Annotated in this window: 30 protein-coding genes; 1 reads left to right on the plus strand and 29 read right to left on the minus strand. The window is 46.1% G+C overall.

What is annotated here, in order from left to right:
• Window position 1: 1 nt before the first annotated feature.
• The 4 genes from AB4589_RS04980 to AB4589_RS04995 form a co-directional block, all read right to left on the minus strand.
• The gene (locus AB4589_RS04980) at window positions 2-2,746 is read right to left on the minus strand and encodes a phage tail tape measure protein (protein ID WP_372099615.1); all 2,745 of its coding nucleotides are present in this window, start codon (window positions 2,744-2,746) and stop codon (window positions 2-4) included.
• Window positions 2,747-2,858: 112 nt separating this feature from the next.
• Window positions 2,859-3,422, minus strand: a complete 564-nt coding sequence (locus AB4589_RS04985; RefSeq protein WP_371971516.1) for a phage tail assembly protein — start codon at window positions 3,420-3,422, stop codon at window positions 2,859-2,861.
• A gap of 59 nt (window positions 3,423-3,481) precedes the next feature.
• Complete coding sequence (locus AB4589_RS04990) at window positions 3,482-3,679, minus strand: hypothetical protein (RefSeq protein ID WP_050650688.1); 198 nt, start codon at window positions 3,677-3,679, stop codon at window positions 3,482-3,484.
• On the minus strand, window positions 3,676-4,491 hold the full coding sequence (locus AB4589_RS04995; protein ID WP_372099617.1) for a KilA-N domain-containing protein: 816 nt from the start codon (window positions 4,489-4,491) through the stop codon (window positions 3,676-3,678). The genes AB4589_RS04990 and AB4589_RS04995 overlap by 4 nt, the downstream gene beginning before the upstream one ends.
• A gap of 183 nt (window positions 4,492-4,674) precedes the next feature.
• Between AB4589_RS04995 and AB4589_RS05000 the strand changes: the two genes are divergently transcribed.
• On the plus strand, window positions 4,675-5,103 hold the full coding sequence (locus AB4589_RS05000) for an Arc family DNA-binding protein (protein WP_050650690.1): 429 nt from the start codon (window positions 4,675-4,677) through the stop codon (window positions 5,101-5,103).
• Window positions 5,104-5,221: 118 nt separating this feature from the next.
• Here AB4589_RS05000 and AB4589_RS05005 read toward each other — a convergent pair whose 3' ends face one another.
• The 25 genes from AB4589_RS05005 to AB4589_RS05125 all read right to left on the minus strand — a co-directional run bounded on the left by AB4589_RS05005 (window position 5,222) and on the right by AB4589_RS05125 (window position 22,002).
• Entirely contained in the window at window positions 5,222-5,710 is a 489-nt protein-coding gene (locus tag AB4589_RS05005; protein WP_372099618.1) for a phage major tail tube protein, read from the minus strand.
• The gene (locus tag AB4589_RS05010; protein ID WP_372099620.1) at window positions 5,703-6,872 is read right to left on the minus strand and encodes a phage tail protein; all 1,170 of its coding nucleotides are present in this window, start codon (window positions 6,870-6,872) and stop codon (window positions 5,703-5,705) included. The genes AB4589_RS05005 and AB4589_RS05010 overlap by 8 nt, the downstream gene beginning before the upstream one ends.
• The gene (locus tag AB4589_RS05015) at window positions 6,872-7,069 is read right to left on the minus strand and encodes a hypothetical protein (RefSeq protein WP_171762549.1); all 198 of its coding nucleotides are present in this window, start codon (window positions 7,067-7,069) and stop codon (window positions 6,872-6,874) included. The genes AB4589_RS05010 and AB4589_RS05015 overlap by 1 nt, the downstream gene beginning before the upstream one ends.
• An 85-nt stretch (window positions 7,070-7,154) precedes the next feature.
• A complete protein-coding gene (locus AB4589_RS05020) occupies window positions 7,155-7,484 on the minus strand; it encodes a tail fiber assembly protein (RefSeq protein ID WP_371728400.1) in 330 nt (109 codons plus the stop codon).
• Window positions 7,485-7,491: 7 nt separating this feature from the next.
• Window positions 7,492-8,289, minus strand: a complete 798-nt coding sequence (locus AB4589_RS05025) for a hypothetical protein (protein ID WP_372099622.1) — start codon at window positions 8,287-8,289, stop codon at window positions 7,492-7,494.
• A complete protein-coding gene (locus AB4589_RS05030; RefSeq protein WP_017100933.1) occupies window positions 8,289-8,825 on the minus strand; it encodes a phage tail protein in 537 nt (178 codons plus the stop codon). The genes AB4589_RS05025 and AB4589_RS05030 overlap by 1 nt, the downstream gene beginning before the upstream one ends.
• Window positions 8,822-9,472 (minus strand): phage tail protein I, encoded by a 651-nt coding sequence (locus tag AB4589_RS05035; protein WP_372099624.1) that lies wholly within the window; start codon window positions 9,470-9,472, stop codon window positions 8,822-8,824. Before AB4589_RS05035 ends, AB4589_RS05030 begins: the two co-directional genes overlap by 4 nt.
• Window positions 9,456-10,436, minus strand: a complete 981-nt coding sequence (locus AB4589_RS05040) for a baseplate J/gp47 family protein (protein ID WP_372099626.1) — start codon at window positions 10,434-10,436, stop codon at window positions 9,456-9,458. The genes AB4589_RS05035 and AB4589_RS05040 overlap by 17 nt, the downstream gene beginning before the upstream one ends.
• Window positions 10,433-10,765 (minus strand): hypothetical protein, encoded by a 333-nt coding sequence (locus AB4589_RS05045; RefSeq protein WP_048616555.1) that lies wholly within the window; start codon window positions 10,763-10,765, stop codon window positions 10,433-10,435. Before AB4589_RS05045 ends, AB4589_RS05040 begins: the two co-directional genes overlap by 4 nt.
• A complete protein-coding gene (locus AB4589_RS05050; RefSeq protein ID WP_132815113.1) occupies window positions 10,762-11,355 on the minus strand; it encodes a phage baseplate assembly protein V in 594 nt (197 codons plus the stop codon). The genes AB4589_RS05045 and AB4589_RS05050 overlap by 4 nt, the downstream gene beginning before the upstream one ends.
• Window positions 11,303-11,779 (minus strand): hypothetical protein, encoded by a 477-nt coding sequence (locus tag AB4589_RS05055; protein WP_048616559.1) that lies wholly within the window; start codon window positions 11,777-11,779, stop codon window positions 11,303-11,305. Before AB4589_RS05055 ends, AB4589_RS05050 begins: the two co-directional genes overlap by 53 nt.
• 10 nt (window positions 11,780-11,789) lie before the next feature.
• Window positions 11,790-12,314 (minus strand): hypothetical protein, encoded by a 525-nt coding sequence (locus AB4589_RS05060; protein WP_048616561.1) that lies wholly within the window; start codon window positions 12,312-12,314, stop codon window positions 11,790-11,792.
• Entirely contained in the window at window positions 12,295-12,621 is a 327-nt protein-coding gene (locus AB4589_RS05065) for a hypothetical protein (RefSeq protein WP_048663565.1), read from the minus strand. Before AB4589_RS05065 ends, AB4589_RS05060 begins: the two co-directional genes overlap by 20 nt.
• A gap of 9 nt (window positions 12,622-12,630) precedes the next feature.
• Window positions 12,631-12,963 carry a capsid cement protein gene (locus AB4589_RS05070; protein ID WP_048663566.1) on the minus strand — a complete coding sequence of 111 codons (333 nt, stop codon included), beginning with the start codon at window positions 12,961-12,963 and terminating at the stop codon, window positions 12,631-12,633.
• A gap of 68 nt (window positions 12,964-13,031) precedes the next feature.
• Complete coding sequence (locus tag AB4589_RS05075) at window positions 13,032-15,044, minus strand: ClpP-like prohead protease/major capsid protein fusion protein (protein ID WP_372099629.1); 2,013 nt, start codon at window positions 15,042-15,044, stop codon at window positions 13,032-13,034.
• Complete coding sequence (locus AB4589_RS05080; RefSeq protein WP_231625631.1) at window positions 15,025-16,518, minus strand: phage portal protein; 1,494 nt, start codon at window positions 16,516-16,518, stop codon at window positions 15,025-15,027. The genes AB4589_RS05075 and AB4589_RS05080 overlap by 20 nt, the downstream gene beginning before the upstream one ends.
• A complete protein-coding gene (locus tag AB4589_RS05085; protein WP_017100417.1) occupies window positions 16,511-16,732 on the minus strand; it encodes a hypothetical protein in 222 nt (73 codons plus the stop codon). The genes AB4589_RS05080 and AB4589_RS05085 overlap by 8 nt, the downstream gene beginning before the upstream one ends.
• Window positions 16,729-18,825 carry a terminase gpA endonuclease subunit gene (locus AB4589_RS05090; protein ID WP_372099632.1) on the minus strand — a complete coding sequence of 699 codons (2,097 nt, stop codon included), beginning with the start codon at window positions 18,823-18,825 and terminating at the stop codon, window positions 16,729-16,731. The genes AB4589_RS05085 and AB4589_RS05090 overlap by 4 nt, the downstream gene beginning before the upstream one ends.
• Window positions 18,806-19,276 (minus strand): hypothetical protein, encoded by a 471-nt coding sequence (locus AB4589_RS05095; protein WP_048616574.1) that lies wholly within the window; start codon window positions 19,274-19,276, stop codon window positions 18,806-18,808. Before AB4589_RS05095 ends, AB4589_RS05090 begins: the two co-directional genes overlap by 20 nt.
• A 263-nt stretch (window positions 19,277-19,539) precedes the next feature.
• Window positions 19,540-19,797: a hypothetical protein gene (locus AB4589_RS05100; protein ID WP_017100369.1), complete on the minus strand. Its 258-nt coding sequence runs from the start codon at window positions 19,795-19,797 to the stop codon at window positions 19,540-19,542.
• Entirely contained in the window at window positions 19,754-20,110 is a 357-nt protein-coding gene (locus AB4589_RS05105) for a hypothetical protein (RefSeq protein ID WP_017100368.1), read from the minus strand. The genes AB4589_RS05100 and AB4589_RS05105 overlap by 44 nt, the downstream gene beginning before the upstream one ends.
• An 11-nt stretch (window positions 20,111-20,121) precedes the next feature.
• A complete protein-coding gene (locus tag AB4589_RS05110; RefSeq protein ID WP_372011987.1) occupies window positions 20,122-20,649 on the minus strand; it encodes a lysozyme in 528 nt (175 codons plus the stop codon).
• The gene (locus AB4589_RS05115; protein ID WP_048616578.1) at window positions 20,630-20,845 is read right to left on the minus strand and encodes an HP1 family phage holin; all 216 of its coding nucleotides are present in this window, start codon (window positions 20,843-20,845) and stop codon (window positions 20,630-20,632) included. The genes AB4589_RS05110 and AB4589_RS05115 overlap by 20 nt, the downstream gene beginning before the upstream one ends.
• Window positions 20,846-21,046: 201 nt before the next feature.
• Window positions 21,047-21,685 (minus strand): Shedu anti-phage system protein SduA domain-containing protein, encoded by a 639-nt coding sequence (locus AB4589_RS05120; protein WP_210443550.1) that lies wholly within the window; start codon window positions 21,683-21,685, stop codon window positions 21,047-21,049.
• Window positions 21,685-22,002: a hypothetical protein gene (locus AB4589_RS05125; protein WP_371728387.1), complete on the minus strand. Its 318-nt coding sequence runs from the start codon at window positions 22,000-22,002 to the stop codon at window positions 21,685-21,687. The genes AB4589_RS05120 and AB4589_RS05125 overlap by 1 nt, the downstream gene beginning before the upstream one ends.
• Between the last annotated feature and the right edge of the window lie 28 nt (window positions 22,003-22,030).

Here is a 22,030-nt window from a genome sequence, read left to right on the forward strand (position 1 = left end):
GTTAACCTCTATCAATAGCAGATACGCTAATGGAATCGTCGATGGTAAGCCCCGTTAAAGATTCATATTGAGACTTCATTTGTTGGTCAATTTGAGCGGTAACCTGAGCCGCAATTTTCTGTTCATCCATGCCTGATACGGTTTGAATAGCGACGTCGGTTTTAAAGGTGACATTGGGTGTTTGTCGAATGAGAGATTCGGTTTTTTCTTTCTCAACTAACTTTTCAGACACGGCTTCCGAGGCCATGAGCTTGTCGTCGGGTGAATCCAGCTTATCGCCAAACCATCCCCCTAAAAACTCACCACCAAGATCGCCTAATAGCGAACCGGCTAAACCACCTATCACGGTACCGACGCCTGGAAAAATCATGGTTCCGATAGTCGCTCCAACACTGGCTCCACCCATGCTGCCAAGTAACCCACCACCTTCGGCCAATGCAGTTTTGGTATCGCCTTCGGTCACCGCCGTTGCAATGTTGCCGGCACTAATCGCCATATCAAGTGGCCTGAGTAACTTACCTAGCCCCATCTTCCCCGCGCCTTGTGCAATATCTCCAGCCAACCCTATACCGTCTTGAGCCATGGCAATCGTCGGCGTCATGGCCAATGCTCCCCCACCCAATGCCAAAGGTAATGCCGCTTTATTAGAGGTCATCATAGTACTTGCCATGTTGTAGGCTCGCGCTAATGGGTTTCGTGAACGTAACTTGCGTGGAGGCATTCGACTTTTTGACCGTCTACCACTAGCACCCAAGCCGCCACCTCGCCCACTACTTCCTCTGCCTCCAGATCCCATGCTCATCATGGTTTGATTCAACCGACTCAATTGCTTAGTTGCAAATGCCGCTGCGCGGCCACTCTGCTGCGTCTCTCGGTTTAAGCCCTTTCGAAACAAACGCCCTTTATCGAGAGTATTACCAAAGATAAGGGAGGCGGCTTTGCCTGCTAACATCGCGCCTTTGAACGCCAATAAGCCAGCAACACCAATTCCAACCGCAGCAGTAACGCCCTGGTTAGCTTCGGCAAAATCCGCCAATAGGTTGATGCCATCACCTAATGGCTCAAGTACCCAATTGAGCGCGGGTAAAAGAGCGGTACCAATGATCACGCTTAAACGATTCACCTTGTTGATGAACTGAGAAATACCGTTTTCGCTGGTGTTTATTCGCGCCTCATATTCGTCTTGTAATGACTGAATATGAACGTCTTGCCCTTGCTTAGCTAACTTAAGTGTTTTACGAAAGAGATCCGTGTTACCCGCCAGTGAAGCCACAGCCCCTTTAGCTTCTTCACCAAAGATTTGAGTGATTAACGCACTTTGTTCTTCTAATGGCGCATCTTTTATGGCTTCAAGCACTTGCAGTAACGTACCCGAAGCATCGTTTTGCATTGAGGCCGCGAGATCTACCGAATCGAAACCTACGGTTGATAACGCGGTTTGCTGCGCTTTGGTTGCTGCGCCGCCAAGAGTTAGGCGACCTGAGATATTCTTAAGTGCGGTTGCAGAACGTTCTTCACCCATACCTGCAGACAACATCGACGCCGAAAGCGCCGCGGCTTCATTAGCGGAGAACCCCGCCATTTTGGCAGACGCTCCTTGCCTAGCCATCACGCCTGCAATGTCTTTAGCTTTCGCATTCGAGTTGTTCGATAAATGGTTGGCAAGGCCAGCAAGGCCCATCGCACCATTTTGATCTAACCCTAATGCTGCTTTAAATACCGCGAGGGTTTCACCCGCTTGGCCTGCTTCCATATCGAAAGCGACACCCATTTGGGCAGAATCGAGCACGAACTGTTTTAACTCAGCTTTGTCTTTGATGCCGCTTTGCCCACCAGCAGCCAACATGGCGTTGATGTCATTGGCGCTCATCGGGGTTTCAGTGGAGGTTTTTAGCGACCAATTACGCATAGCGTCTGCTTCTTCAGGGGTCATATCGACCACCTTTTTCACATCAGCAAACGAGCTTTCGTTTTTAACTGCCGACCATACCGTGGCCGCTATTGGCGCAGCAGCCATGGCAAGCGACGTCGCTTTACCACCAATCTCACTCAGTTTTGCATCGCGAGTATCAATTCGTGATTGAATTGATTTCATCTCTTTCAAGTGACGATTTTGTTTGGCGATTGCAGCTGTGGCCTTTTCTGCCTGAGCTTCGAGCTTTCTTTGCTCATCACTCAAACGGCCAGTATTGATCCCCGACTCTTTTAACGCGGCACCCAACCCTCTGAGTTTGTCGCGCTGCTTATTTTGGCTATCAGTTAGCTGGGTAACCCGTTTGCCTGCCGCTTTATAGGCCGCATTCAACTCATTGGTTTTCACCTTGCCCTGGTGAATCTCATCGTTAAACGAATCTAGCCGTTTTTGCGCTTCGTATAACCGGTTCTTTAAATCAATGGCCCCTTCGCCCGAGGCCTTTTTCATTTGGGAGTTGAGGCTTTTTATCTCCGCTTGTGTCTTACTGTATTCAACCCGAAGGCCTGAAGTTCGCTGTTTGTTGTCTTCCAGTTCTTGACTAAGGCGAGTCACCTTTGCTTTAGCATCATCAAGCTGACCGGCCAACTTAGCCGCTCGCTTGCTGGCAGACTCAAAACCATTTAACTGCTTGAGCTTGCCATTAAGTGAGATCACCTCGCCACGTTGGCTTTCAAGTGCGGCGGTTAACCGCTCTGTGGCTGTGGTCGTTGAAACAATGTCCTCAAGACCATTGACGGTGGTATTAAGAACGAGGTTAATTTTCTCGGACATTATTTCACCCCAAGTTTGGCGAGGATAAGCTCATAACGGCGCACCGCGACATCTTGTGGCCATCGCCTTAGTTCAGATTCAGATGTATTTCGGTGCATTGGAACAAGGTCGATTAGGCTCTCAACGTCATCGGGCGAAAGTACGCCGCCGATTGTTGAAAAAAAGCGCCCACCTGCGGTTTTAGCGCCAAATAATCATTGATTGAGAGAAAATCAAGATCGGACGTTTGCAAACCCGTAATCACCTCAAACATGAAGTCTTCACGCGCTCGCTCTTCAAGGATGTCCGCTAACGCTTCAGAATGCGCTACTTTAGGAATGGCAAACTTCACCTTATTAATCTTTTCACCCACTTCATTTTCGAAAGGATGCAGCAAGGCAAACTCTACCGACTTACCATTAAGCTGTTCACCCCGCAGTTCATCTGATGGTTTTAGAATCAAATCACAGATGTCGTCATAGAGCTGATTGAAGTCAGGCACCGATAAGGTTTCGAACTCTTCTTTGGCCACATCACTGCACGCCATGATCACTGCTTTGCGTTGTTCGAATAGCTGTTTGGCCGTGAGTTCTTGTTCGGTTTCGATGTGCGGCAGCTTACGGAACTGCGCAACAGGGATCGTTTTAAGGGTCACGCTTTCACGCGAGAAGAAAGTCAGTTTGCTTTGATTTTTCATGAATTTTTCCATAAAAAAAGCCACCCGATTTGGGTGGCTTAGGTTTTGATTGGATAAGGTTAGTGAGTCTGACAAACCAAATTACTTAGCTTGCGCTCTTGAAAATCAGCTAGCTGAATAACACCTTCAATAGCTGAGTACTGATCCGTTTTTCGCTCTTGGCCTTCAAGCACAATACAGAGCATTGAAGAAATACTGCGAAATGATATAAGAGCGTGCTCAATATCTTCCCATTCTGGGTTATCAGCTTTACTCATGCTGCCACCAGTTCCTTACTAAGCTTAAGATGGGTGTACTCACTATCCCAATTCTTCTTCATTGGTAACTTACCCTTTAGATACAGCTCATATAACTTGGTAGCGCCTTTTTGTAGCAAGATTGGCGTGGCTGTTACAAAAGAGTCGTACCCATGCATAGAGATCACGTTCTCCTTTTCTGTCATATAGTTATCTCTTGCATAACTAGCAACACGATAACCAGACTTTTTACCACGCTCTCTATACACCCATCCTAATTCAACAAGAAAAGCGTTGATTCGTTGGACGTTAATACCATTAAGCATTCGGCCAAACTGTGGAGCGGTCAATCCACCTTTAAATAGATTTTCAAGCCCTTCGATTTTTTCAGCTTGTTCTTTGTTTTCTACCCTAAGAACATCACGCTCTTTTGAGGCTTCTAAAGCAATCTCTAATATCTCGGTTGTGGTTAGTTCAGGGCGTTCTACTTGTTTAGAGTCTAAAAATGCTTGATTGACTGTTAACTGAAAACGGGGGCTAAGCCAACCTGCAAAAGAAACAGCTATTAACTCATGAGCAAATGTTCCTTGGCTCTTCCCACCTTTTATAATATTCAAAGGCGATGTGCAGATCTGCAGATCGGTCACTTCTCGAACTATCTCTTTCGCTTGCTGAGTCCTTAACCATTGAGCTGGTGCTTTATTGCTACCAAAGCCACTCGCTCTATGTAAATTATTTAAGTTGTAACGGCCCATATCATCGACACGTATATCTATACCTGCAATGACAGGCATCTGATTCGGTGTTAGAATATTAACTTGTTCATTTCTCATATTTCCCTCCAAGGAATATTGAATTGAATCTAAACCTCAGTGTTAGCGCATTGGGGTTTTTTCGTTTCTACACTTGTAATCACCCACCTTCTTTCTCCTGCCCCACAATAGTAGCCAAGTGCTACCATTGAAGAATAGTAGTAAGTGGCTATTATTGCCAAAGATTGTTTTCAGGAATTTTATATGAGCCAACGTCCTCCCCAAATAAACGTACGTATGCCAGAAGATCTAAAGCAAAACCTTCATTTAGCAGCAAACGAACACAATATCTCCGTAAACTCCGAGATTGTTAGTCGTTTGAGCGCTTCATTTTTAAAAGAACAACCTACGCAATCGAAACTTCCAAACGCAAGCGAAGCAAAAGAAAAAGCATTAGCGAGTAAAGACTCTCTTCAGTTGAGTTTACTGAACCAAATTACGAATGAAATCCACCGCCGCTCCGCACTTGGACTCTTTTCAGCTTACATTTCTCTAAACGAGTTTGAACTATGCGATGGTGAAGAGCCTGTCGTAGAGGCCGTGATAAAACCCATAATCTCATCATTGGTAGATTCTGGTTACACGCTCCCGGACGACTGGGATGCGGGTGGCTTTACGATAGCTTGGGAATAAACTCTTTTAAGCCAAAATAACCAATAGTTATTCGCATTAACAAGGTCAAAGCAGTCGAGCAAGACAAAAACAAACGACCATTCCCCCTGCCACTGGTCGAGGTGTATCAACACCTCTCCTAACTAATACCCGCTGTCCCCATCAAATCCATACCGCCAACGACGGTCTTGCCCGTATCGACATTAATGTCGTGAATGACAGTACCCGTATCGGTGAGTTTGTATGCTTTACAGGTACCTTCAATGGTTACGGTTGGCTTTTCTCCCATCTTCACTGCATCTTTTTTGATGTTGGTGATTGGCCCGTACATCGAGTAAACCTCTTGGTACTTCGCCTGATCGGTGCCTTTGCCTTTTTCCGTCACGTTAATTTGAGCGTTATCCATAAAGAAGCGGCCAAGTGCATTTTGGATTTTTTGGTGATCACCACGTACTTTAAGCGTCCACTTAAGCGGCTCAAAGCCCACTACATCTTCAGACTGGACAAACGAGCCCTCGTTAGACACCGTCTTGGTTTTGATATCAACCGGAGTGAACTCCACAATTTCGTTCATCAACGGCACAGATTCAATCTGCGCCGAGAGCCGCATGCGAATACGATCAGCCATTGACGACCTCCTCTAGCCACGCTTCGATAAGGCCGTTGTCTACACTCATTTCATAGACCATGTGCTCATTCGGAGCATAGCGACCATAGTTAACACACAAGTACCAACGCCCAGAGGTATAATTCTCTAGGTTGTTTTTGCTTGGGTGCAGGAATGCTTTGAATACTGGGATAACGCCCTGAGCCACCAAGTTTTGGCCCCAGTTCGTTAAACGGTCAACAGCTTGATCCATGAACTCTTCGGTAAGCTGCTTACCCATCAGCGGTTGGCTGGTTTCTTCCAGCTTACGCGCCATCAAATCTTCCAAACCAACATGAGAAAGAAAGCGCCCAGTATTAGAGCGGTTGCCAATGATCGACATTCCCCCCATTCGTGTGCGAGCAATCGTCACCACACCATGCTTATTCAGGAAATTGGCTTGAGTGGTTTTATCGTTAATTTTGTATGAAACATTACGAGCAGTTTCATCACAAAGTACCCCTTGATTTTGGGGACTCTCCCAGCCTTCGACCGAGGCCATCGCTGCCACCAAAGCAATAGAAGCCGGCATAAGAGATTGCACGCCGTCATAGGTTTTTAAAAACCATGGGTCGATAATCGACAGTTTATCTTGTCCCGTCCCTTCCGAGCCAAATTCAGCGGCAAACTCTGCAGCTGCCATATCATTGGTATTTGGGCCATCAAGAACCGGGCGACAGCGAACGTCACGACCAATAAGCGCCAGCTTTTGACCCACGGCTTTCGAGTTAAAGCCTGGCGCCGCAATGATGGTTGGCGTTTCAGCGCACGCCTTAACGGTTTCAAGGCCGGTGATAGCTCCTGTAGAACTGTTTACCCCGCCGATGATATTCGCTTCAGTCACGGATACGTTCGCCTTGGCTTCCACAATCGTGACGTACACAATGCACTTAACGTATTCAAGTAAGTAGCGAACCACATTAGGCAATGTGCCTTGCCTGGTCCCAACGCCATCAAGCGATAACATCGCATGACTGTAATTCCATAAACGCGTTGGCTCGTTATAACTCAAGCCTGTACTCTTATTTGGCGCGGTACCGGTTAAGTGAACCACCTGTAATGCGAGTGGCCCCATGCTTGGTTGAGGCTCAATGGTGTTAACTTCTACCCCATTGAGCTCAAAATCTTGGATTGGCGTGAGCATTACTTGCCCTCTTTTTCCGTGGATTTAGACGACACCTTGACTTCAATCGCTGGCCCTAATTTCCCGTTTTGAATAAGGAAGGCCGTTTGTTGAGGCAAAAGATGGATAGTTTTTTCATTTGGAGATACCCAACGACCATTCAATCGAAACTCTTTGATGATCGGGTATTCCAGTGTTTTCACTTTTGATTTCTGCACAGACAAACGCTCCAATAAAAAAGCCCTTCACATTGCTGCAAAGGGCTTTGTCTAGATACAAAAAAACCGCCTTATTAGAAGCGGTTTATAGGGTTGGCTTTTCTGGCCAAATGACGTCATTTGGATTGGAAAAGTTTTGGGGTAAATCGCGAAGCGCTTGACGGTACGCTGCAAACGCAAGCTTCTTTTCTTCTGTAATTGGAGCATCACCCACTTGAGTAAAATCCGTCTCCATAAGCTTTGAATGACGCTCTGCTCGAATAAGTTCCCATAGAGCCTCATGTTCAGCCTCTAGGCAAATCTCTGAAGCTCGATCTTCACTAAAGCCCATTTCGATCAAAATGCCTAGTTCTGCGGGCACATTGTAAAGTGTCTCTCCATTAGAATAAGTCAACTCTTTGATATAGTAACTCATGTCGCCCTCAGTCTTTTGTTACATAACGTTTATCGTTATCTAACGTATAAGCTAGACAACGCTCTTCATAGTCAGGGCCAAGAAATGGGTCATCTATATGATACGCCTTAACTTTCCAGTCAATTTCATAATTTGCCGGCGAAGATATTCCTGCTGACACCTCCCCCTTTTCTCGGCTATACCACAACTGATTATTGAAACTTTTTCTTACGTGATAAGTCAGCCCGCCTCTGAGGTAACACCCACTTCTCAGACCATGGTTTACGACCTGTCCAGAGATAAACCCTGAATATAAAGGCTTAGTACCGTCAATGGGGCGAGCAATACATTTCATGCCAAACTGAACGGCTCGGACAGTTTTTCGGTAGGTTTGAAAAAGTCGTTTGATGGTCAGATAATTTGCATCCCCACTTAATGGGTATCCCGCGCCTTCTATTTGCAGATTTAACCCTGCAATAAAAACATTCCTTGTTCCGAAAGGATCTAGATTTCGGTCTTCCAAGTACCTTCTTGAAATAGTGATTCTTGATCCTCCCTCTTCATTACCTGGCATTTTCCACCAGACTGGATAAAAATAGTCGGTACTCAACCCCGTCAAATCAATCACCGACTCATAGACACTTTGACCATTAATATCTTTTGCTTGAACTTCGCCACGCCAACGCTCAAAGCTATCTTTGGCTTCAACAAATGTTTGATCAATCTCCCCCATTTTACCTGCCACTTCTTGCGACAACGCTTGTGAAGCTGCTGTCTGCTCTGCCGAAGTTCGCTGTAAATCTGTAATCTTTTGTTCAATACTCATTAACCCAGCTCCGTTCTTAGCCGCTCACTCAGCAACAAATGCTGGTGAGCTATTTTAATTTGTGTTGTTCCTAAAGAGATCGTTGCGATAGCAGCGGTCAGCACCTCTTCAGACATCAGTAAATTCACATTCTCGGTCCCGACCTCGATTGTCACGCTGCTGCTCGGCAGTGGCGACACATCCAGTGTGAACTTCTGTAACCAACTCGAATTCGCCGATTTGTATGTCAGTAATGTATTCGGGGCGGAATACACCGCCAACAAAGTACCGGATTCTAAAAAGAACCCCACTTCACGAACTTCATATTCTTGGCTGCCTTTGAATACGGCGCCCATTCTCAATTGTGTTGGGCTGAGCTCCTCCCAATCTAAAATGACTTCGCGTTGAAGTTCGTTTTTCAACGCCTTCTGATCTGTCGTCGGTGTATAACTACGATCACCAACGGCAATGTATTTAATTGCCCCTTTTAGCCCTTGGTGACGAGCGCTAATAAGCTCAGCGAGCCCCGCATCGGTGTATTGCACGATATAACTCATCCTACTGCTCCAAATTCAAAATCAGTTGTAAAAATTAGGCGTGTGGCTGCGCACCAATACAGAGGAGCAAAGCCTGATGATGCTTTAATGTTACCGCTGCAGTGATCGTCTTTCGCAATAACGCTATGTTGCTTCACCGCTGAAAATTCAAACCCAAATTCAGCGCCAAGGGCCATAATGAAATCAACCGTGTCTCGCTCAGACTTAGTGCTCTCAATACGACTTAAGACTCGGGTTGTCGCCGCCTTATCAAGCGGCTGGTTTCGTTGCCATGCGATACATTCAATATGATACGGCGCGTGTCTTGGTTGCATTTGATGCCAAGGTGTCACTTCCACATCACAATCAATCGCATCCAATGCAATAGACAAACCAAATCGCGTTCCTGCTTTTCGATGAATATCAAACGCCTTATCCACCGTTTTACGTTGACTTTCTAGCGTGTCTTTTGGCTGCCAATCCGTTACACCTCGCTCACCAGCAAGCAAAGCCACGAAGGTTTTATCCGTCAGTAAGGGTTGTTTGAGATTGGGATATGGACAAAAAGTGGATTGAATAAGCTCTGTCCAAGCAAACTCCAAAGCCTCTTCAATAAGAGAAGCATTATTGGGCTGGACCGATAGAAACACCTTATTCAGATCGGACATTCACAATCACCTCCGTACAATGTGGCGCTTCATCCCAAGCGCACATTACATCAAGAGCCGGTGCTTGAACCTTGGCTCGCTTCGCACCCAGCTCATAAAAGATATGTGCCACTTCTTCCCGGTCAATGATGCCGCCAAGCCTTTGTGCTTTCTCGGCAAACTGCCAAGCCACAGCGACCGCCGACTCTTTTTCCACCTCATTATTGGGATCCGCTCCTGTAAAAAGCGTCACTTCAATTTGATAAGGTTTAGGCGTTGCCGCTTTTACCGTAACCTCATCCGACTCTTGCGCTATGTCATCACGATTTAAATATTGTCTTGCTCTTTCAAGCAAGGTCGAACTTGGAACACCATTAGGTGATGTACGGCTTAATAACGCCACACAAACTTTGCCTGAATTAGGTTCAAGCATTCTGGCTTGCGCATCTTTGATAGGGTTAGGTAAGGATGTTTCAGGAAACTCATAACGCATCACCAGAGCATCTTTTTCAGAATTCACCGTAATGGTTGGGCGCTCTTCTAAAGTCATGGCATGAAAACGATAACCAAGCCGAGTACCAGTGGTATGAAACTGGAAAGGCGCCAAATCAAAACGCTGAAGCAAACTTTCATTAGACTCCATGACCGCAGGCTTTGCGGGAAAAACAGTATCATCACCGGCTTCAATGACCTGACGCTTTAAACTGTATTGCAACGCCAACAGATCCACCATTTCGGTATCTGTCACGTACTTACGAAACATCTGCAAAGCTTGATGATTCTGCTCTCGAATTTCAGCGGTTCGTTTTAAGACAAACGCTTGTGTCACCTGAGCGAGAAGCTCACCTTGATTATTAAAGGCCTCACGTAAGTGTTTCGCTTTATCTTCATCTCGCTGAGCGCAATATTCCACCGCAAAATTGATGTATTCATTCAGCAAATATTCAAAGTTAGGCTCACTGAAAGCTTGAGGTTTATTACTCATAATGCACCACTCAATTGCAGAGGTTCCCCGCGCCATGTTCCCGAGACTTTCACTCTAAATCCATTCAAGTGTGGGATTGCTTGGCACTGAATACCTTGATAATCCGTTAACCCATTCAATGGGTTGGATAAAGCCTCTAGCGTTAGATTTTGAACTATCATGGCTTCGGTGGGTGTCTGCTGCTTTCCCAAACGCGAAACCGCTCGATTGCCAACGCCTCGGCGTTTTACTCGTGAACTGACTTCTGTCGTTAGTACCTTTGCAAAACGACAGCTCAAGGCACTGGCACCGGTTACGGTGTGTCCTGTTTTGGGATCAATACCAATCATTGTTGTTGCTCCGTTGGCTTGGTTTTCGCAGGACCAGGAAGTATGCCTGGATGATCGTGTTCGTTATAAATCTCTCGGTCAGCTTGCATCGAACGAGTATGATCGGTGACCTCTCCAGTAGCTTGATAATCCCCATCCTGCCAAGTATCACCATAGATCTTCATGCCCCCTGGATACCGGCAAATAAGAGAGCCGTCATCGAGGTTATAAAGCTCTGACATGCCGTTACCGTAATCGGTCATCACCTCGTTCTCTTTGACTGTTGGGCTTTGAAAGTGAGTAGAAGGTAATCCCATTAACGCCACGGCATTGTTTAAGTTGTCACCGCTTCCCAAATTCATCAGCAAACACTGCTCGTTAACTGAAGGGCGCCGATAATGGCTGACCCTTCCTGCCGCAAGCACAAAAAAAGGGATCCTCTTTACAAGATTATCCCCTGTCTGAATATCGACGGTGTTTGCCTCTGCTTTCACAACAACACCTAGGCGCAGTAGATTGGCCGAAGCGCGATTGTTCTCTTCTAACTCTTCATGTAATTCAAGAACCTTCTTCTCTAATGCGCTCACATGTTTCATCAGCTTGGTTAGCATGGTGGGAGCCCCCATCAATGTAATGCCAGCTCTCTTCTACTGGGCCTAATCGAATACGCTGCTTCATCGTCACGGTTCGTGCAAACACCCCATTTTTTGGATCAAATTTGCTAGGAAGATTAGACACCACTACCGCACCGTCTAAATCGCTCGACGCACCAAATTGTTGATTCAGCAATTCTCGCTCTACACGCGTTGAAGCGTCCAACGCTTCCAAATCAAACCCATCCATGGATATAGGTACTTCAACCAAGAACCTCAATTCAATGTCATGAAGGTGACGCCCGTCGTTGGCATATTCATTCACCGGCTCGGCCTCGCCAATGTGATAACTGATGGTGGTGTTGGCCAACTCCACCGCTTGGCGTCGATAAACAGTATCGACCTTAAGCGTAAGCCGCTGCTCTAAGTGATTGACCACCAATAAGACCCACTCACGCGGCGAGCGAAAGAACGTGTTTGAATTCACGATGAAAAAACGCCTCAAATTTACGATTAATATCTGACAAATAGTTTTCAATAATCGAATCAACATCATCCGCAATATCGATTTCCACTCTTTCTATGGAAGATCTCGACTTACCGCGCCTTCGCCATACCAAGAGTTCATCGCTATCCATCGGAGAGATAAACGCGCCGACAAAAAAATGCTCACCAACACGGACACCTAAGCGGTTTTGAACCGGCTTACCCATTCGATGAACACCAATGTCACGGACACCAATCCACAGCTTCGATACACGACCGTTTTTGTACACTCGAAATCGCGAACGCAGCGCTTTATTATCAAGACTAAGTTCGTAGCCAAGCTCTGCCATCGATACCGCTCGTAACCATCGAGAAGTAAGCGAAGCCGCACGAAGCACCGCTTTCGGAATTTCTTCTTCAAACGCTTCATAACGACGAATAAACTCGGTATCTAAAAGCAATTGGGAACGACTAAAATTCAGACCACTCATGCTGCGCACCTTGGGGATCTAATACCAGGACATATTCCCTCATAAGCTGACTAGTGCCGTTGGGGCTTTTAGCCGCTGTATCAAAAACTAACCGGTAGCGTTTATCGCGATAAAGCAAAGTACAGCTTTCAGGGAGCTCAGAATCCGTAGCCAGTAAATGCACTTGATTCACGCCCTTCTCGTGACTTCGGATGTATCCAATCACTTCAATCTGCTTCCCTTGTGGTGTCATCACAAAAAGAGGACGACCAAAACAGCGGTGGATAGATTGACGAATAAGACGCCGAGCCGCTTCAAACTCGCTCATCACGAGTCGTTAAGTCACAAACTCAGTGAGTACGCCGCCAGTCAGCAGCACACCACCATCAATGAACACCCCAACCGGTTGAGACACGTCCCCCGATGTAGTGGGCTTTGTCTTGGTAAACTCACCGTTTTTAAAGTAAGCCGCTTCGGATTCAAAGCTCACGCTATCACCGGCTTTAATCGGGCCATCAAAATGACCTTGTGTGTAACAGACTGCTGTATCACCGGCTTTCGCCGTAAAGTTGGGCACCACTAATAAAGTTCCAAGCAGACAAGGCACATCTTTCTTAAAACCGTCCGTTGGTACGGTCGCCACAATCTTTTTACCATCGCTTAAACGCATATTGTCACCATTAAAAAAGGGCGAGCAATGCTCACCCTGTAAATCAAATTAAACTGTTCTTCCAAGCTTTACTTAAAGGTCGCTTGGGCAATACCACGACGATCCAATACCTTCGACATTAAGTCGTAAGTAATACGGAACTTAGCTCCATCGCTGCTCCAACCCTCGCCCGTTTCTAGCCATGGGTCTTGCTGGCCATCTAAGAAGCCCATCACTACAGTATCAAAGTCTTTACCTGTCAGCGCCAGAGCGCCATCCACATCACCTAAACGCGCAGTTTCAATCACCTTACCGAATTTTTTATAAGCCGGGTTAAAGGTATCCGGTTTACTCGCCGTATTCAAAACCGCTTCAAACATTGAGGCATGATCTGGACTCGCAATCAGGAGCTCTCCGCGAAGATCTAACGCATCACCTTGACCCGCTTCACCATCCAGTGGGATGGTGGTTGCCGTCGCAAAGACCTTATGCAGAGCCATAATCATCGCCGCGTAATCACCTGCTGGAATGTCATTGATGAAGTTACCCCAGCCTTTGTCTTTGCCCGCTTTAAAGACATTGCCACCATCGGCCATCTTGCCTGCGAGGATAGCGTTAAACATCAGCTTGTCTGACAGACGATAACCGGACTGCATGAATTTACGAGGCACCTTCGCCACTAAGCCAATTTCGTCATTAATGATGGCATGACGAGTGAACTGGATTTCACGGCCAAAAGTCGCAAGCTGAATGCGCTCACCGCTGCCTTTTAAGACCGCCGCTTTGTACTCGCCATCTTCCGATACTTTCATCAAGTCCGGCGCGTCATTAACCATCACTAGCTCAGTTTCACGAAAATCCGTCAGGTTCTCTACGTTAGCCAGTTCACGCCACATCGGGGCTCTTGCTTGCGCTTCATCGCGCATCACGGTTCGAATACCTTCGGTGATGATGTCGCCAAAATCACCGGAGTTAAACGCTCGGTTCACCAATTCATTCTTGGTGATTGCGCTTCGAGCATTCACATCGAGGCAAGCGCGAGCCATATTCAATAATGACTCATGACCGAACGCGTTGTCTTTTTCTAAATCCGCAACACCACAACGTGCATTCAACGCATTTTGCAGTTCGTCTTTGACATGGTTACCGTTACCAAGTCTCATGTGCGCAGCCGTCAAATTCACCTCAGGCTCTTGTTGACCTGCCGCTGATTGGCTGCCAATACTGTCTAAAATCTTACTGGATGCCTGTCCCACTGAGCACGATAAGTCAGTCAGCATTTCATTGGTTAATGCCTCGCTGACTTTATGTTGAGCGCACAACGCACGAATATCTGCTTGGCGTTGGTTCTCTGCTTTTACAGCGTTTTGTAATTCTTCATTTGGTTTCGGCATGTCGCTTACCTGCTTGGGTTTGTTTATTTGAGGTTCATTTGGCTGAGCAGACGCTGCCAAAGGTGTCGGTTCATTCGACTGTCGCGTTAGCGAATTCATCAACTCGCTTGGCGCTTGTTTGAAATGCTTAAAATCAGATTCATCGAAGCTCTGTAATGCGTTACTGAGGTCGACCGCTTCAACCACCTCATCGACAAGCCCCCAATCTTTAGCGGCTTGCGCGGTGAACCAGGTTTCGTTCTCCATGGCCGTGAGCACATCCTCAAGAGGTTGGCCCGACTTTTCAGCGTAAGCTTCAGAAATGGTCTTGGTCGCCGCTTGCAACTGTTGAAACGCTGAGTTGATTTCCTTCTCACCACCCCACGCTCCGATAGCAGGGTTATGGATCATCAACATGGCATTTTCAGGCATACGGATAGAGTCACAGGCAAGCAGGACATAAGTCGCAATACTCGCGGCCATGCCATCGACGATGCCCACCACCTTTCCTTTATGCGCCTTCAGTGCGTTATACATTGCAAGACCTTGGTAAACGCTGCCCCCACCACTGAGCATTCGCAATTCAACATCTTTATTATTGGCCACTTGTAACGCCGCAATGATTTCCATTGCATCAATATCCCAAGCACTGATGTCTCCATGCACCCAAATCTTAATCACATCGGCTTCATTCTTAAGCGTGTACCAGCTATTCTTTGGTTTTGGCATTGTTTGCCTCTTCTTTTTGATTGTTGAGCTTCACCGCATGAGCAGGGTCCGACGTACTTACGATGTGCATATCATTCATTTGTTGACGTTCAGATTGAATTTCGCGACGAGTCGACAACGGGTTAATATTACGTTCACGTTGTGCATGACTTAAGGAATGCAAACCTAAACGGGTTCCTTTTTCGACGCCTACCATTTCTTTGCTAGGGTCAATCCATGGCATCACTGGCGCCTGATAGATCGCATTTAAAATAGAGTCTCGCTTAACCCCAGCGGGTATGTTTACTTCACCGGCTAACATCGCCATCTGCAAAGCATGTCGATACTGTGGGCGAGTCCAACCTAAAACGAACTTTCGCTGCAGCACTCGATAGCGACTGAACGAATCAATTAACTCTTGGCGCTGAGCGGAATAACTGCCGTTGCTGTAGTCTCGGGTTACACTAGAGTTGTTCACTCCTGCGCCCCCACTGGCCAGTCGCAGCTGAGCATTTCGAAAAGGACTGCTCATGGTTTCTTTTCGATTGTTCTCCACCACCCCAGCATCTTCACCGGGTGCCAGTTCAAACGAATTCCCCATACCTAAAAACAAATCACCGCCGCGATCGAACGCGTCCGATGTATTTGAATTCAATGTCGGATCTCGTTTTATGTAATAGGCAAAACGACTCGCTATCTGGGCGCTAATCCGCTCAGATTGGTCGTAATCTTCGATGTCATCGACTAAATCCAAAATGGAATGCAAAAGGGAAATACCACGGTTTTGATGAAAGCGCCGTGTGAACTTTAAATGACAGACAAACTGCGCATCGACATCAACAAACTCAAACCCTCTTGAGTCTCTCTGAATCAAATAGCTGATCGCCTGGCCGAGCTTATTTCGCTTAATACCTTCAAACAGCCCCCCTTCAGCTTCCGTTATATGGGAAGGAATAAAATCAGGCTCAAAGGGCTGTACCGCAAAGGGCGTCTCTGTTGGGTAAATCAAATCACTGTGCTTACCCATGAACATTCGACAAAACACCTCGCCATCACGAAACCATGTTCGACCCGCAAGCCACTCAGTTTCCGCGCGAGAATGTTCAGCATCGATGTTTTGATTTAAAGAAAAGTTCTCCCACCAGATCATGATCGCCTGAGCACATTCAATATGAACCTCACCGTTATGGTTCAGTGGCTGAGGCTCGACCATGATGCCGTTCGGACCAATCACATTGGCGCAAAGCTCATCCAAAATGGCCGTGACAAACGGGTTGTTTTCATCCATGTGCCTTGCACGTTGATACACCGCTTTCGCGCCTTTGTTCAACGAATTTGAATCGCCTTTCGATTGTTTATTGGCTTTTTTGGTATGAGGATTTCGAGGGAGCGCTGCGTTGTATTTATTCAAAAGCCGTCTGTCGTAGGCACGTTCCAAGCCTTTCCGAGGACTGAATACGGCCACGAGCTTGTCGAGCAAGTTTTGGCTACTCAAGATAATTTCTCCGTATCATAGAGCGTCGTCCCCCTTGAGCTTGCAGAGCGATAATGCGCTGCAAACGCTCTATCTCTTTACGCACCGTAGCTAAACTCGCCAAGGTTAACTCTTCATCTTCTGCCGTCTTAACAGACTGTTGCTGTAATATTTTCTGTTCGGCTTCGAGGTACCACTGCAAACGCTCTTGATTGGTTGGTATCACTGAACTCATCCGAAAATACCTCTTGAGTGGTTATAACGTTTCTTAGGCTTGCGCTCGAAAACAGGCTGTAAGTCAGCATCAATCACATTCGGGTTAATCTGCCATTCAGACGCCCAAGGTGGTGCGCTTTCCCAATGGATGTCATCACCACCAAGAAAGTGCATCCCCGCTTCGGCATACGCGCATAAATCAAAACTCTCGTTACGCGTCTTATCAGGGCAGATCCATTGGCCTTTTTCACCAATGAATTCAGCCGTCAGTTCATCGAACCACTCTCTTTCCGCCCATGCAGGCAAATGAAAATATCGAGAGCCGAATTCATCACGAGAGTAACTGGCCACCACTCGGTTCTTAAGTCGACTGGTGTGCAGCATTAATAAAGGGATCTCACCATGCGCCAGTTTGCTGCGCTTATCTGGGTATGACTCCTTAATAAGCGAATCCATGTCTTTGTTACTGGCGCCTTTCACGAGGCGAAACAAATGTGACAACCCTTTCGCTTTTAGCCGGTTATAAAACTGGTAAGCAAAATCGGTCACAGAGGTTTTCTTGCCGTCTTTTTCAGAAGCCGAACCGCCAGAATCACACAGTGTTAATATCGGTTTCATGACTCGTCCACTGCCATCGGCAACGGGGTATGTTTTCTTGATCACCAGCTCGATGAGCAAATCCCAATCTTCAGCGTAAATGGCTGGATTAATACGGTCACCATTTCGATGTGGTGTCGTTAAAATTTCAAAACGGTCGATCACCCAGCGCTGCAGCCCTTCGCCAAACACTTGAGCTTGCACCACAAACCGAGCATTGGATTTACCGCCTTGCACATCGATACTCATGATCAAAAATCGACCACCGACAGGCACTACACCACGCAAATAAGGATTGCCTTTGGCTTTTTCCATCAACTCATGAGCACCAATATCTTGCCCTTGAGATTGAAGAATATAAGAGCGCCCCATTCGGGTATTAATAAATGAAATTAGTGCATCTTCATCGCCACTGTCTTCATAAATGGCTTCGGCATTGAGATAGCGATACACCAAGTTTTGCCAACTGCTGTAAGCGGCTATCACCCCTTCAAACCAAAACGTAGCCCACTTGGTGGTGCGTATCTCTGATTCTTCTTCAACTAACTCACCGTATTGACTGACCGCGCCTTCACGAAACCAATACCCACTCAGATTCTTCGAATGTTTTTCGACTTCTTCAATACGATGACCACACCTTGGGCAAGCCACATACGCGGTTTGAGACGAGAGCAAAGGATCCCCTTTATCGTCCCATTTTAAAGTTTCGAATTCTGGTCTAAAGTGAGTATGACAATCGTCACACGACCAATAGAAACGGCGTCTATCGCCTTGGTTGTACAGTGATGCGATGCCGCCACATGGTTGCGCCTCATGGGCAAGTAATTCTTCTTCCGGTTTAGGGTGCCTAACAATACGACCTGGAGAGCTTTCGGCCATTACCATGCCTGAAGACTTAGCGTTTTGAACGCGCATTAACATCAGTTCAAACTTAGAGCCTTCTTGGCCAACGCCATCATCTGCTCTGTCGTAATCGGTCGCGCCGGCATAGCGATATGTTGAGGCCGATAAACTGGTTTCTGTCGCGGAATCTAACTTGAGATTCATACCGTTTTTAAACTTTTTAGAAGTGATGTTATCGTCAGATTTTCGCCCCGTTCTTAAACGTGCAATACTTGGCGTCGCTAAAAAGCAGCGGTCTAAGTCAGACTTAGACATATCTGCCGCTTTAGTTTTAGTGCTGTAAATCAGTAGCATATCGCCAGGGGCTTGCGTCACGGTGTAATTAATCCACCCTTCAACTAATGCTTTAGTTTTCCCCGAACGCGCAGGACCCACCACAATCACCGCTTCATAAATACGCCTTGCTAGACAGTTCATTGGCTCCTTCATATAAGGAACCAATGAAGACAGAAATTTCGTTACGTCAGTACCATCTGAGATCCACAAATCTTCATCAGCAGCTTCAATGGGGGTTTTATCGGTTGGCGCACAAAGATAAGCGAGCTCGCGTCGAATCTTGCCCGCATCGGCGAATTGAACCCCAAGGCGTGAATCAAACGTGTTCAAGCCCATCGGATACCGCCTTTAAATCAAAATTAAGTAAGTTTTCTAAATCTTCTAGCTGCTGCGTTGTTGCCGTTGGTATCGCCGATTCAATACGTGTGATCACTTTGTCTTTAAAGCCCTTCACACCGGAGATGCAAATCGCGATTTCATTTTCGTAGTCTTCTTTTGCAATGCACTCGCTTGAGTCTTTCTGCAGCGCCAGCTTCTCTCGCTCGGATTGAACGTAGGCTCTGAGTTCAGCGGCGGTTTTAAAACCCATCAAATCCGGAGCATCACTTTCTTTAATCATTGCTTTGCATAAATACGGGGCAACTTGAACCACATCGTAAAGGGGAATATTGCCTTTATAGGCGATAGGCTCAATGCCTGCAGACTTAAGCTTTTTTCGGATCGTAGAACGGTGATAATCGAACGCTTCCAACTCAGTTAAATTCCAAAGTCGTTTTTCATTGTTCATTGAAAGCCCTCTTGAATGAGTCTCGTCTCTCCGAGTGTCACGCCCTTATTCGCATTAAGCTGACGTTGCTGATTAATGAAGCTCTCTCAAACTCTGCTTGTTCCTTTTTGAATCTGGACTTACGCTAGCATATAAGGAGTTTCAGCAGCGAGCTGAATATGATCATGGCTAACAAGCAAGACAGCGAGGAACCCACGCTTGCACACCCTCGTAAGGAATGAATTGCGAACGACAACGGATGGCGACCAACCAAGTAGTCAGTGTTATTCGCCCATATTTGTTATCGCACTCTCGTAGCCATAAAAGCCACGTAAATGCTCGATTTGGTCAGCGCAATTGCGCCAAGCTTCTAACCACACCGGGTCGCGCTCTACCGCTTCACCGTAGGTTTTAGGCGGAGCAGTAAAAGGCTGTGTGCAAGAAGTCAGATAAACCGCCGGAGGAAGAACCAACCGGTCTTGGTATTCAGTGATGACCTCAGTGGTAGTACAACCACTCAGAAGAATCAGGAATAGGCACATCTGAACATTCTTCATGAACCAGTACCTCTTTTATTTGGGTCACTGTGCGAATCGTTTCAGCATTCCGCTCGGCCTTAGCTAGCAGCAAAACATCAGCTGCCCGTTGCGCTTGCCGAACTTCATTACTTAAGGTTTTAACGGTGATAGAAAGTGACTTATTTTTGTTAAGTGAGTCTTGAAACTGCCCCTGAAGCTCACCGTAGCGCTTTGCTTGCACCTTGGTTAAATCAAGTAGATACGCAGAGAAAACGAAGCTACCAAGCAGCAAAATAACCAAACCTATCAACAAAGCATTTTTGATAGAGAAGTTCATGAAGCCCCTTATTACCAACCGTTCAAACAAGCTTGTTGTTCTAATTCGCGACGTTTCACGATCCCTGAACATTGGCTATCAGGGGCCCTGCAGTTTTTGCCGTTAACATAGACCCAACGTGAAAATTCGAGGCACGCTTTTAAAGGTTGGTTTTGGTTAAATAACTTAAGCATGGTGGAACGTTTAAAGTTGCCAACGCCAAGGTTGAACACAAAGCTCACTAGCACATCAAACTGAGCTTGAGTAACGTCAGTGGTTAGGTGTTTATTTACAGAATTTTCGGCAATTTTCACATCAGCGATGAAATTGCGGGCGATTTTCTCTTGGGTCACAGTATCGCCTTGCTTGACACCTTGAGTATGGCCAAGGCCATGAGTCCAGACTTTAGCGCTGCATCGGTAAGCTTGAGTTCGACACCCTTCGAAATTGGCAATATGCCTTAAGCCTTGTTGGCTAGTTCGCAACTCCGAAATTAAGTTAAAAGCAAGCGCGAGCACGACAGCGACTGAACACACACCCTTAGAGATCGCGCTTCGCATAAACTTTCACCGCTTTTTCTGGATTCGCTTTGATTATCTCTACAATCTTTTTTTTGTAATACCGGTTAGTAAAATAAGTCACTATCACAAAAATCAAACCTATTACGCTGACCCAATCTTGCAAAGTCAATGCACCAAAGCCTGCATAGGCCAGAGCACTCAGGTATGAAACGAAAGAACTGATTTTCTCTTGCATATTTCGCTCACAAAAAAGCACCCGGCTTTCACATGAAAACGGGTGCTTTGTCAGTTATAAACAGTAGAAACGAAAAAACCCCGCCGAGTGGACGAGGTTTTCTAATGTAGTAATTATGCACCAACTTGTGTGAATGTCAATGTTGAGCCACTAGATGTATTTTTCAGAATCCATTTACTACTTGATTTAACAAGCCGGAGTTTATGGCCGAGTTGATGGCATCTTGGTTGTCATAAACTCAGTTTCCATATCATCAAGCAATCCATCAAATGTATTGCAATAGACTGGATGACTATCTATCAATGAGTTTTTTACTCGCCAGAGAAAACGGTCACGGTTATCGCCAGCATCAAGGTTATAGTCGCGGCCAATGATTAGCGCACCATAATATTCAATCTCTTGGGAACCAAACTCAGACTTCATATTCTTAGTATCGTTGTTACGCGCTAAATGCAAATACCAATCAACAACTTGACTGTAGCCATGCTCAAATCTTGCCGCCCAAAAGTATGTATCTGTCTTTTTGTTTTTTTTCACCTGGAAAATCGAGCTTTTCTCTGCATTTTCAAATTCAACAAATGCATAGAACTCAGCCTTTGCATCTGTAATGGCGAAATCTGCTCGGTATTTCCCAATGACCGGAAGCTCATCATTGTAACGACTAGGGTTCTTAACCTGTAAAACCTTTCCCATCAATAAAATAAGCTGAGGACGAGCTTTAAAAAAATCATGTATTTCTTTTTCGCCATATTCATCCTTGGCATCTAAGAACACTTTCAAGTCATCTAGCTGCTTACGACTTTCATCTTCATACAACTCATTCTGAAGCAGTTGAATCATTACGCACGCACCTTAACTAATTCAGGGTTTTCGCGTTGATCTACAAAGCCGACAATCTCAATTGCGTGATCATCTTTGTAACGATAAATCATGCGTAATTTTTTGTTTATTCTTCCAGAATACAAAGTTCTCGAAGCATTCTCGATTTTCTCTCTGCGTAAAGCAAACTCATGCCCACGTTTAAGCTCTTCAACTGCAATCCGAATCTGACGTTGAACCTTAGTAGGTAAGCGCTCAAAAGCAAGCATGGCTTTCATTGATGTTCTCACATCAAATTTTGTGGGAGTTTTCACAGCTTTTTGTTTCTGTTTAATCATTTTTAAACCCTCCTAACTGGCGGTTTGA

Origin of the sequence: Vibrio sp. 10N.222.49.A3, from assembly GCF_041475145.1 — a bacterium.
GTDB classification, from domain to species: Bacteria; Pseudomonadota; Gammaproteobacteria; order Enterobacterales; family Vibrionaceae; genus Vibrio; species Vibrio tasmaniensis_A.

Coding starts and splice junctions, on each gene's coding strand:
- AB4589_RS04995 (WP_372099617.1), bottom strand. CDS start 4,491: ATGAGAAATGAACAAGTTAATATTCTAACACCGAATCAGATGCCTGTC.
- AB4589_RS05110 (WP_372011987.1), bottom strand. CDS start 20,649: ATGCGAAGCGCGATCTCTAAGGGTGTGTGTTCAGTCGCTGTCGTGCTC.
- AB4589_RS05100 (WP_017100369.1), bottom strand. CDS start 19,797: ATGTGCCTATTCCTGATTCTTCTGAGTGGTTGTACTACCACTGAGGTC.
- AB4589_RS05035 (WP_372099624.1), bottom strand. CDS start 9,472: ATGTCCGATCTGAATAAGGTGTTTCTATCGGTCCAGCCCAATAATGCT.
- AB4589_RS05125 (WP_371728387.1), bottom strand. CDS start 22,002: ATGATTAAACAGAAACAAAAAGCTGTGAAAACTCCCACAAAATTTGAT.
- AB4589_RS05090 (WP_372099632.1), bottom strand. CDS start 18,825: ATGGGCTTGAACACGTTTGATTCACGCCTTGGGGTTCAATTCGCCGAT.
- AB4589_RS05045 (WP_048616555.1), bottom strand. CDS start 10,765: ATGATTGGTATTGATCCCAAAACAGGACACACCGTAACCGGTGCCAGT.
- AB4589_RS05095 (WP_048616574.1), bottom strand. CDS start 19,276: ATGAACAATGAAAAACGACTTTGGAATTTAACTGAGTTGGAAGCGTTC.
- AB4589_RS05030 (WP_017100933.1), bottom strand. CDS start 8,825: ATGAGTTATATCGTGCAATACACCGATGCGGGGCTCGCTGAGCTTATT.
- AB4589_RS05075 (WP_372099629.1), bottom strand. CDS start 15,044: ATGCCAAAACCAAAGAATAGCTGGTACACGCTTAAGAATGAAGCCGAT.
- AB4589_RS05000 (WP_050650690.1), top strand. CDS start 4,675: ATGAGCCAACGTCCTCCCCAAATAAACGTACGTATGCCAGAAGATCTA.
- AB4589_RS05005 (WP_372099618.1), bottom strand. CDS start 5,710: ATGGCTGATCGTATTCGCATGCGGCTCTCGGCGCAGATTGAATCTGTG.
- AB4589_RS05060 (WP_048616561.1), bottom strand. CDS start 12,314: ATGAGTGGTCTGAATTTTAGTCGTTCCCAATTGCTTTTAGATACCGAG.
- AB4589_RS04990 (WP_050650688.1), bottom strand. CDS start 3,679: ATGAGTAAAGCTGATAACCCAGAATGGGAAGATATTGAGCACGCTCTT.
- AB4589_RS05120 (WP_210443550.1), bottom strand. CDS start 21,685: ATGATTCAACTGCTTCAGAATGAGTTGTATGAAGATGAAAGTCGTAAG.
- AB4589_RS05065 (WP_048663565.1), bottom strand. CDS start 12,621: ATGAGCGAGTTTGAAGCGGCTCGGCGTCTTATTCGTCAATCTATCCAC.
- AB4589_RS05040 (WP_372099626.1), bottom strand. CDS start 10,436: ATGAGTAATAAACCTCAAGCTTTCAGTGAGCCTAACTTTGAATATTTG.
- AB4589_RS04980 (WP_372099615.1), bottom strand. CDS start 2,746: ATGTCCGAGAAAATTAACCTCGTTCTTAATACCACCGTCAATGGTCTT.
- AB4589_RS05105 (WP_017100368.1), bottom strand. CDS start 20,110: ATGAACTTCTCTATCAAAAATGCTTTGTTGATAGGTTTGGTTATTTTG.
- AB4589_RS05010 (WP_372099620.1), bottom strand. CDS start 6,872: ATGCTCACGCCAATCCAAGATTTTGAGCTCAATGGGGTAGAAGTTAAC.
- AB4589_RS05025 (WP_372099622.1), bottom strand. CDS start 8,289: ATGAGTATTGAACAAAAGATTACAGATTTACAGCGAACTTCGGCAGAG.
- AB4589_RS05050 (WP_132815113.1), bottom strand. CDS start 11,355: ATGCTAACCAAGCTGATGAAACATGTGAGCGCATTAGAGAAGAAGGTT.
- AB4589_RS04985 (WP_371971516.1), bottom strand. CDS start 3,422: ATGAAAAATCAAAGCAAACTGACTTTCTTCTCGCGTGAAAGCGTGACC.
- AB4589_RS05070 (WP_048663566.1), bottom strand. CDS start 12,963: ATGCGTTTAAGCGATGGTAAAAAGATTGTGGCGACCGTACCAACGGAC.
- AB4589_RS05085 (WP_017100417.1), bottom strand. CDS start 16,732: ATGAGTTCAGTGATACCAACCAATCAAGAGCGTTTGCAGTGGTACCTC.
- AB4589_RS05115 (WP_048616578.1), bottom strand. CDS start 20,845: ATGCAAGAGAAAATCAGTTCTTTCGTTTCATACCTGAGTGCTCTGGCC.
- AB4589_RS05020 (WP_371728400.1), bottom strand. CDS start 7,484: ATGAGTTACTATATCAAAGAGTTGACTTATTCTAATGGAGAGACACTT.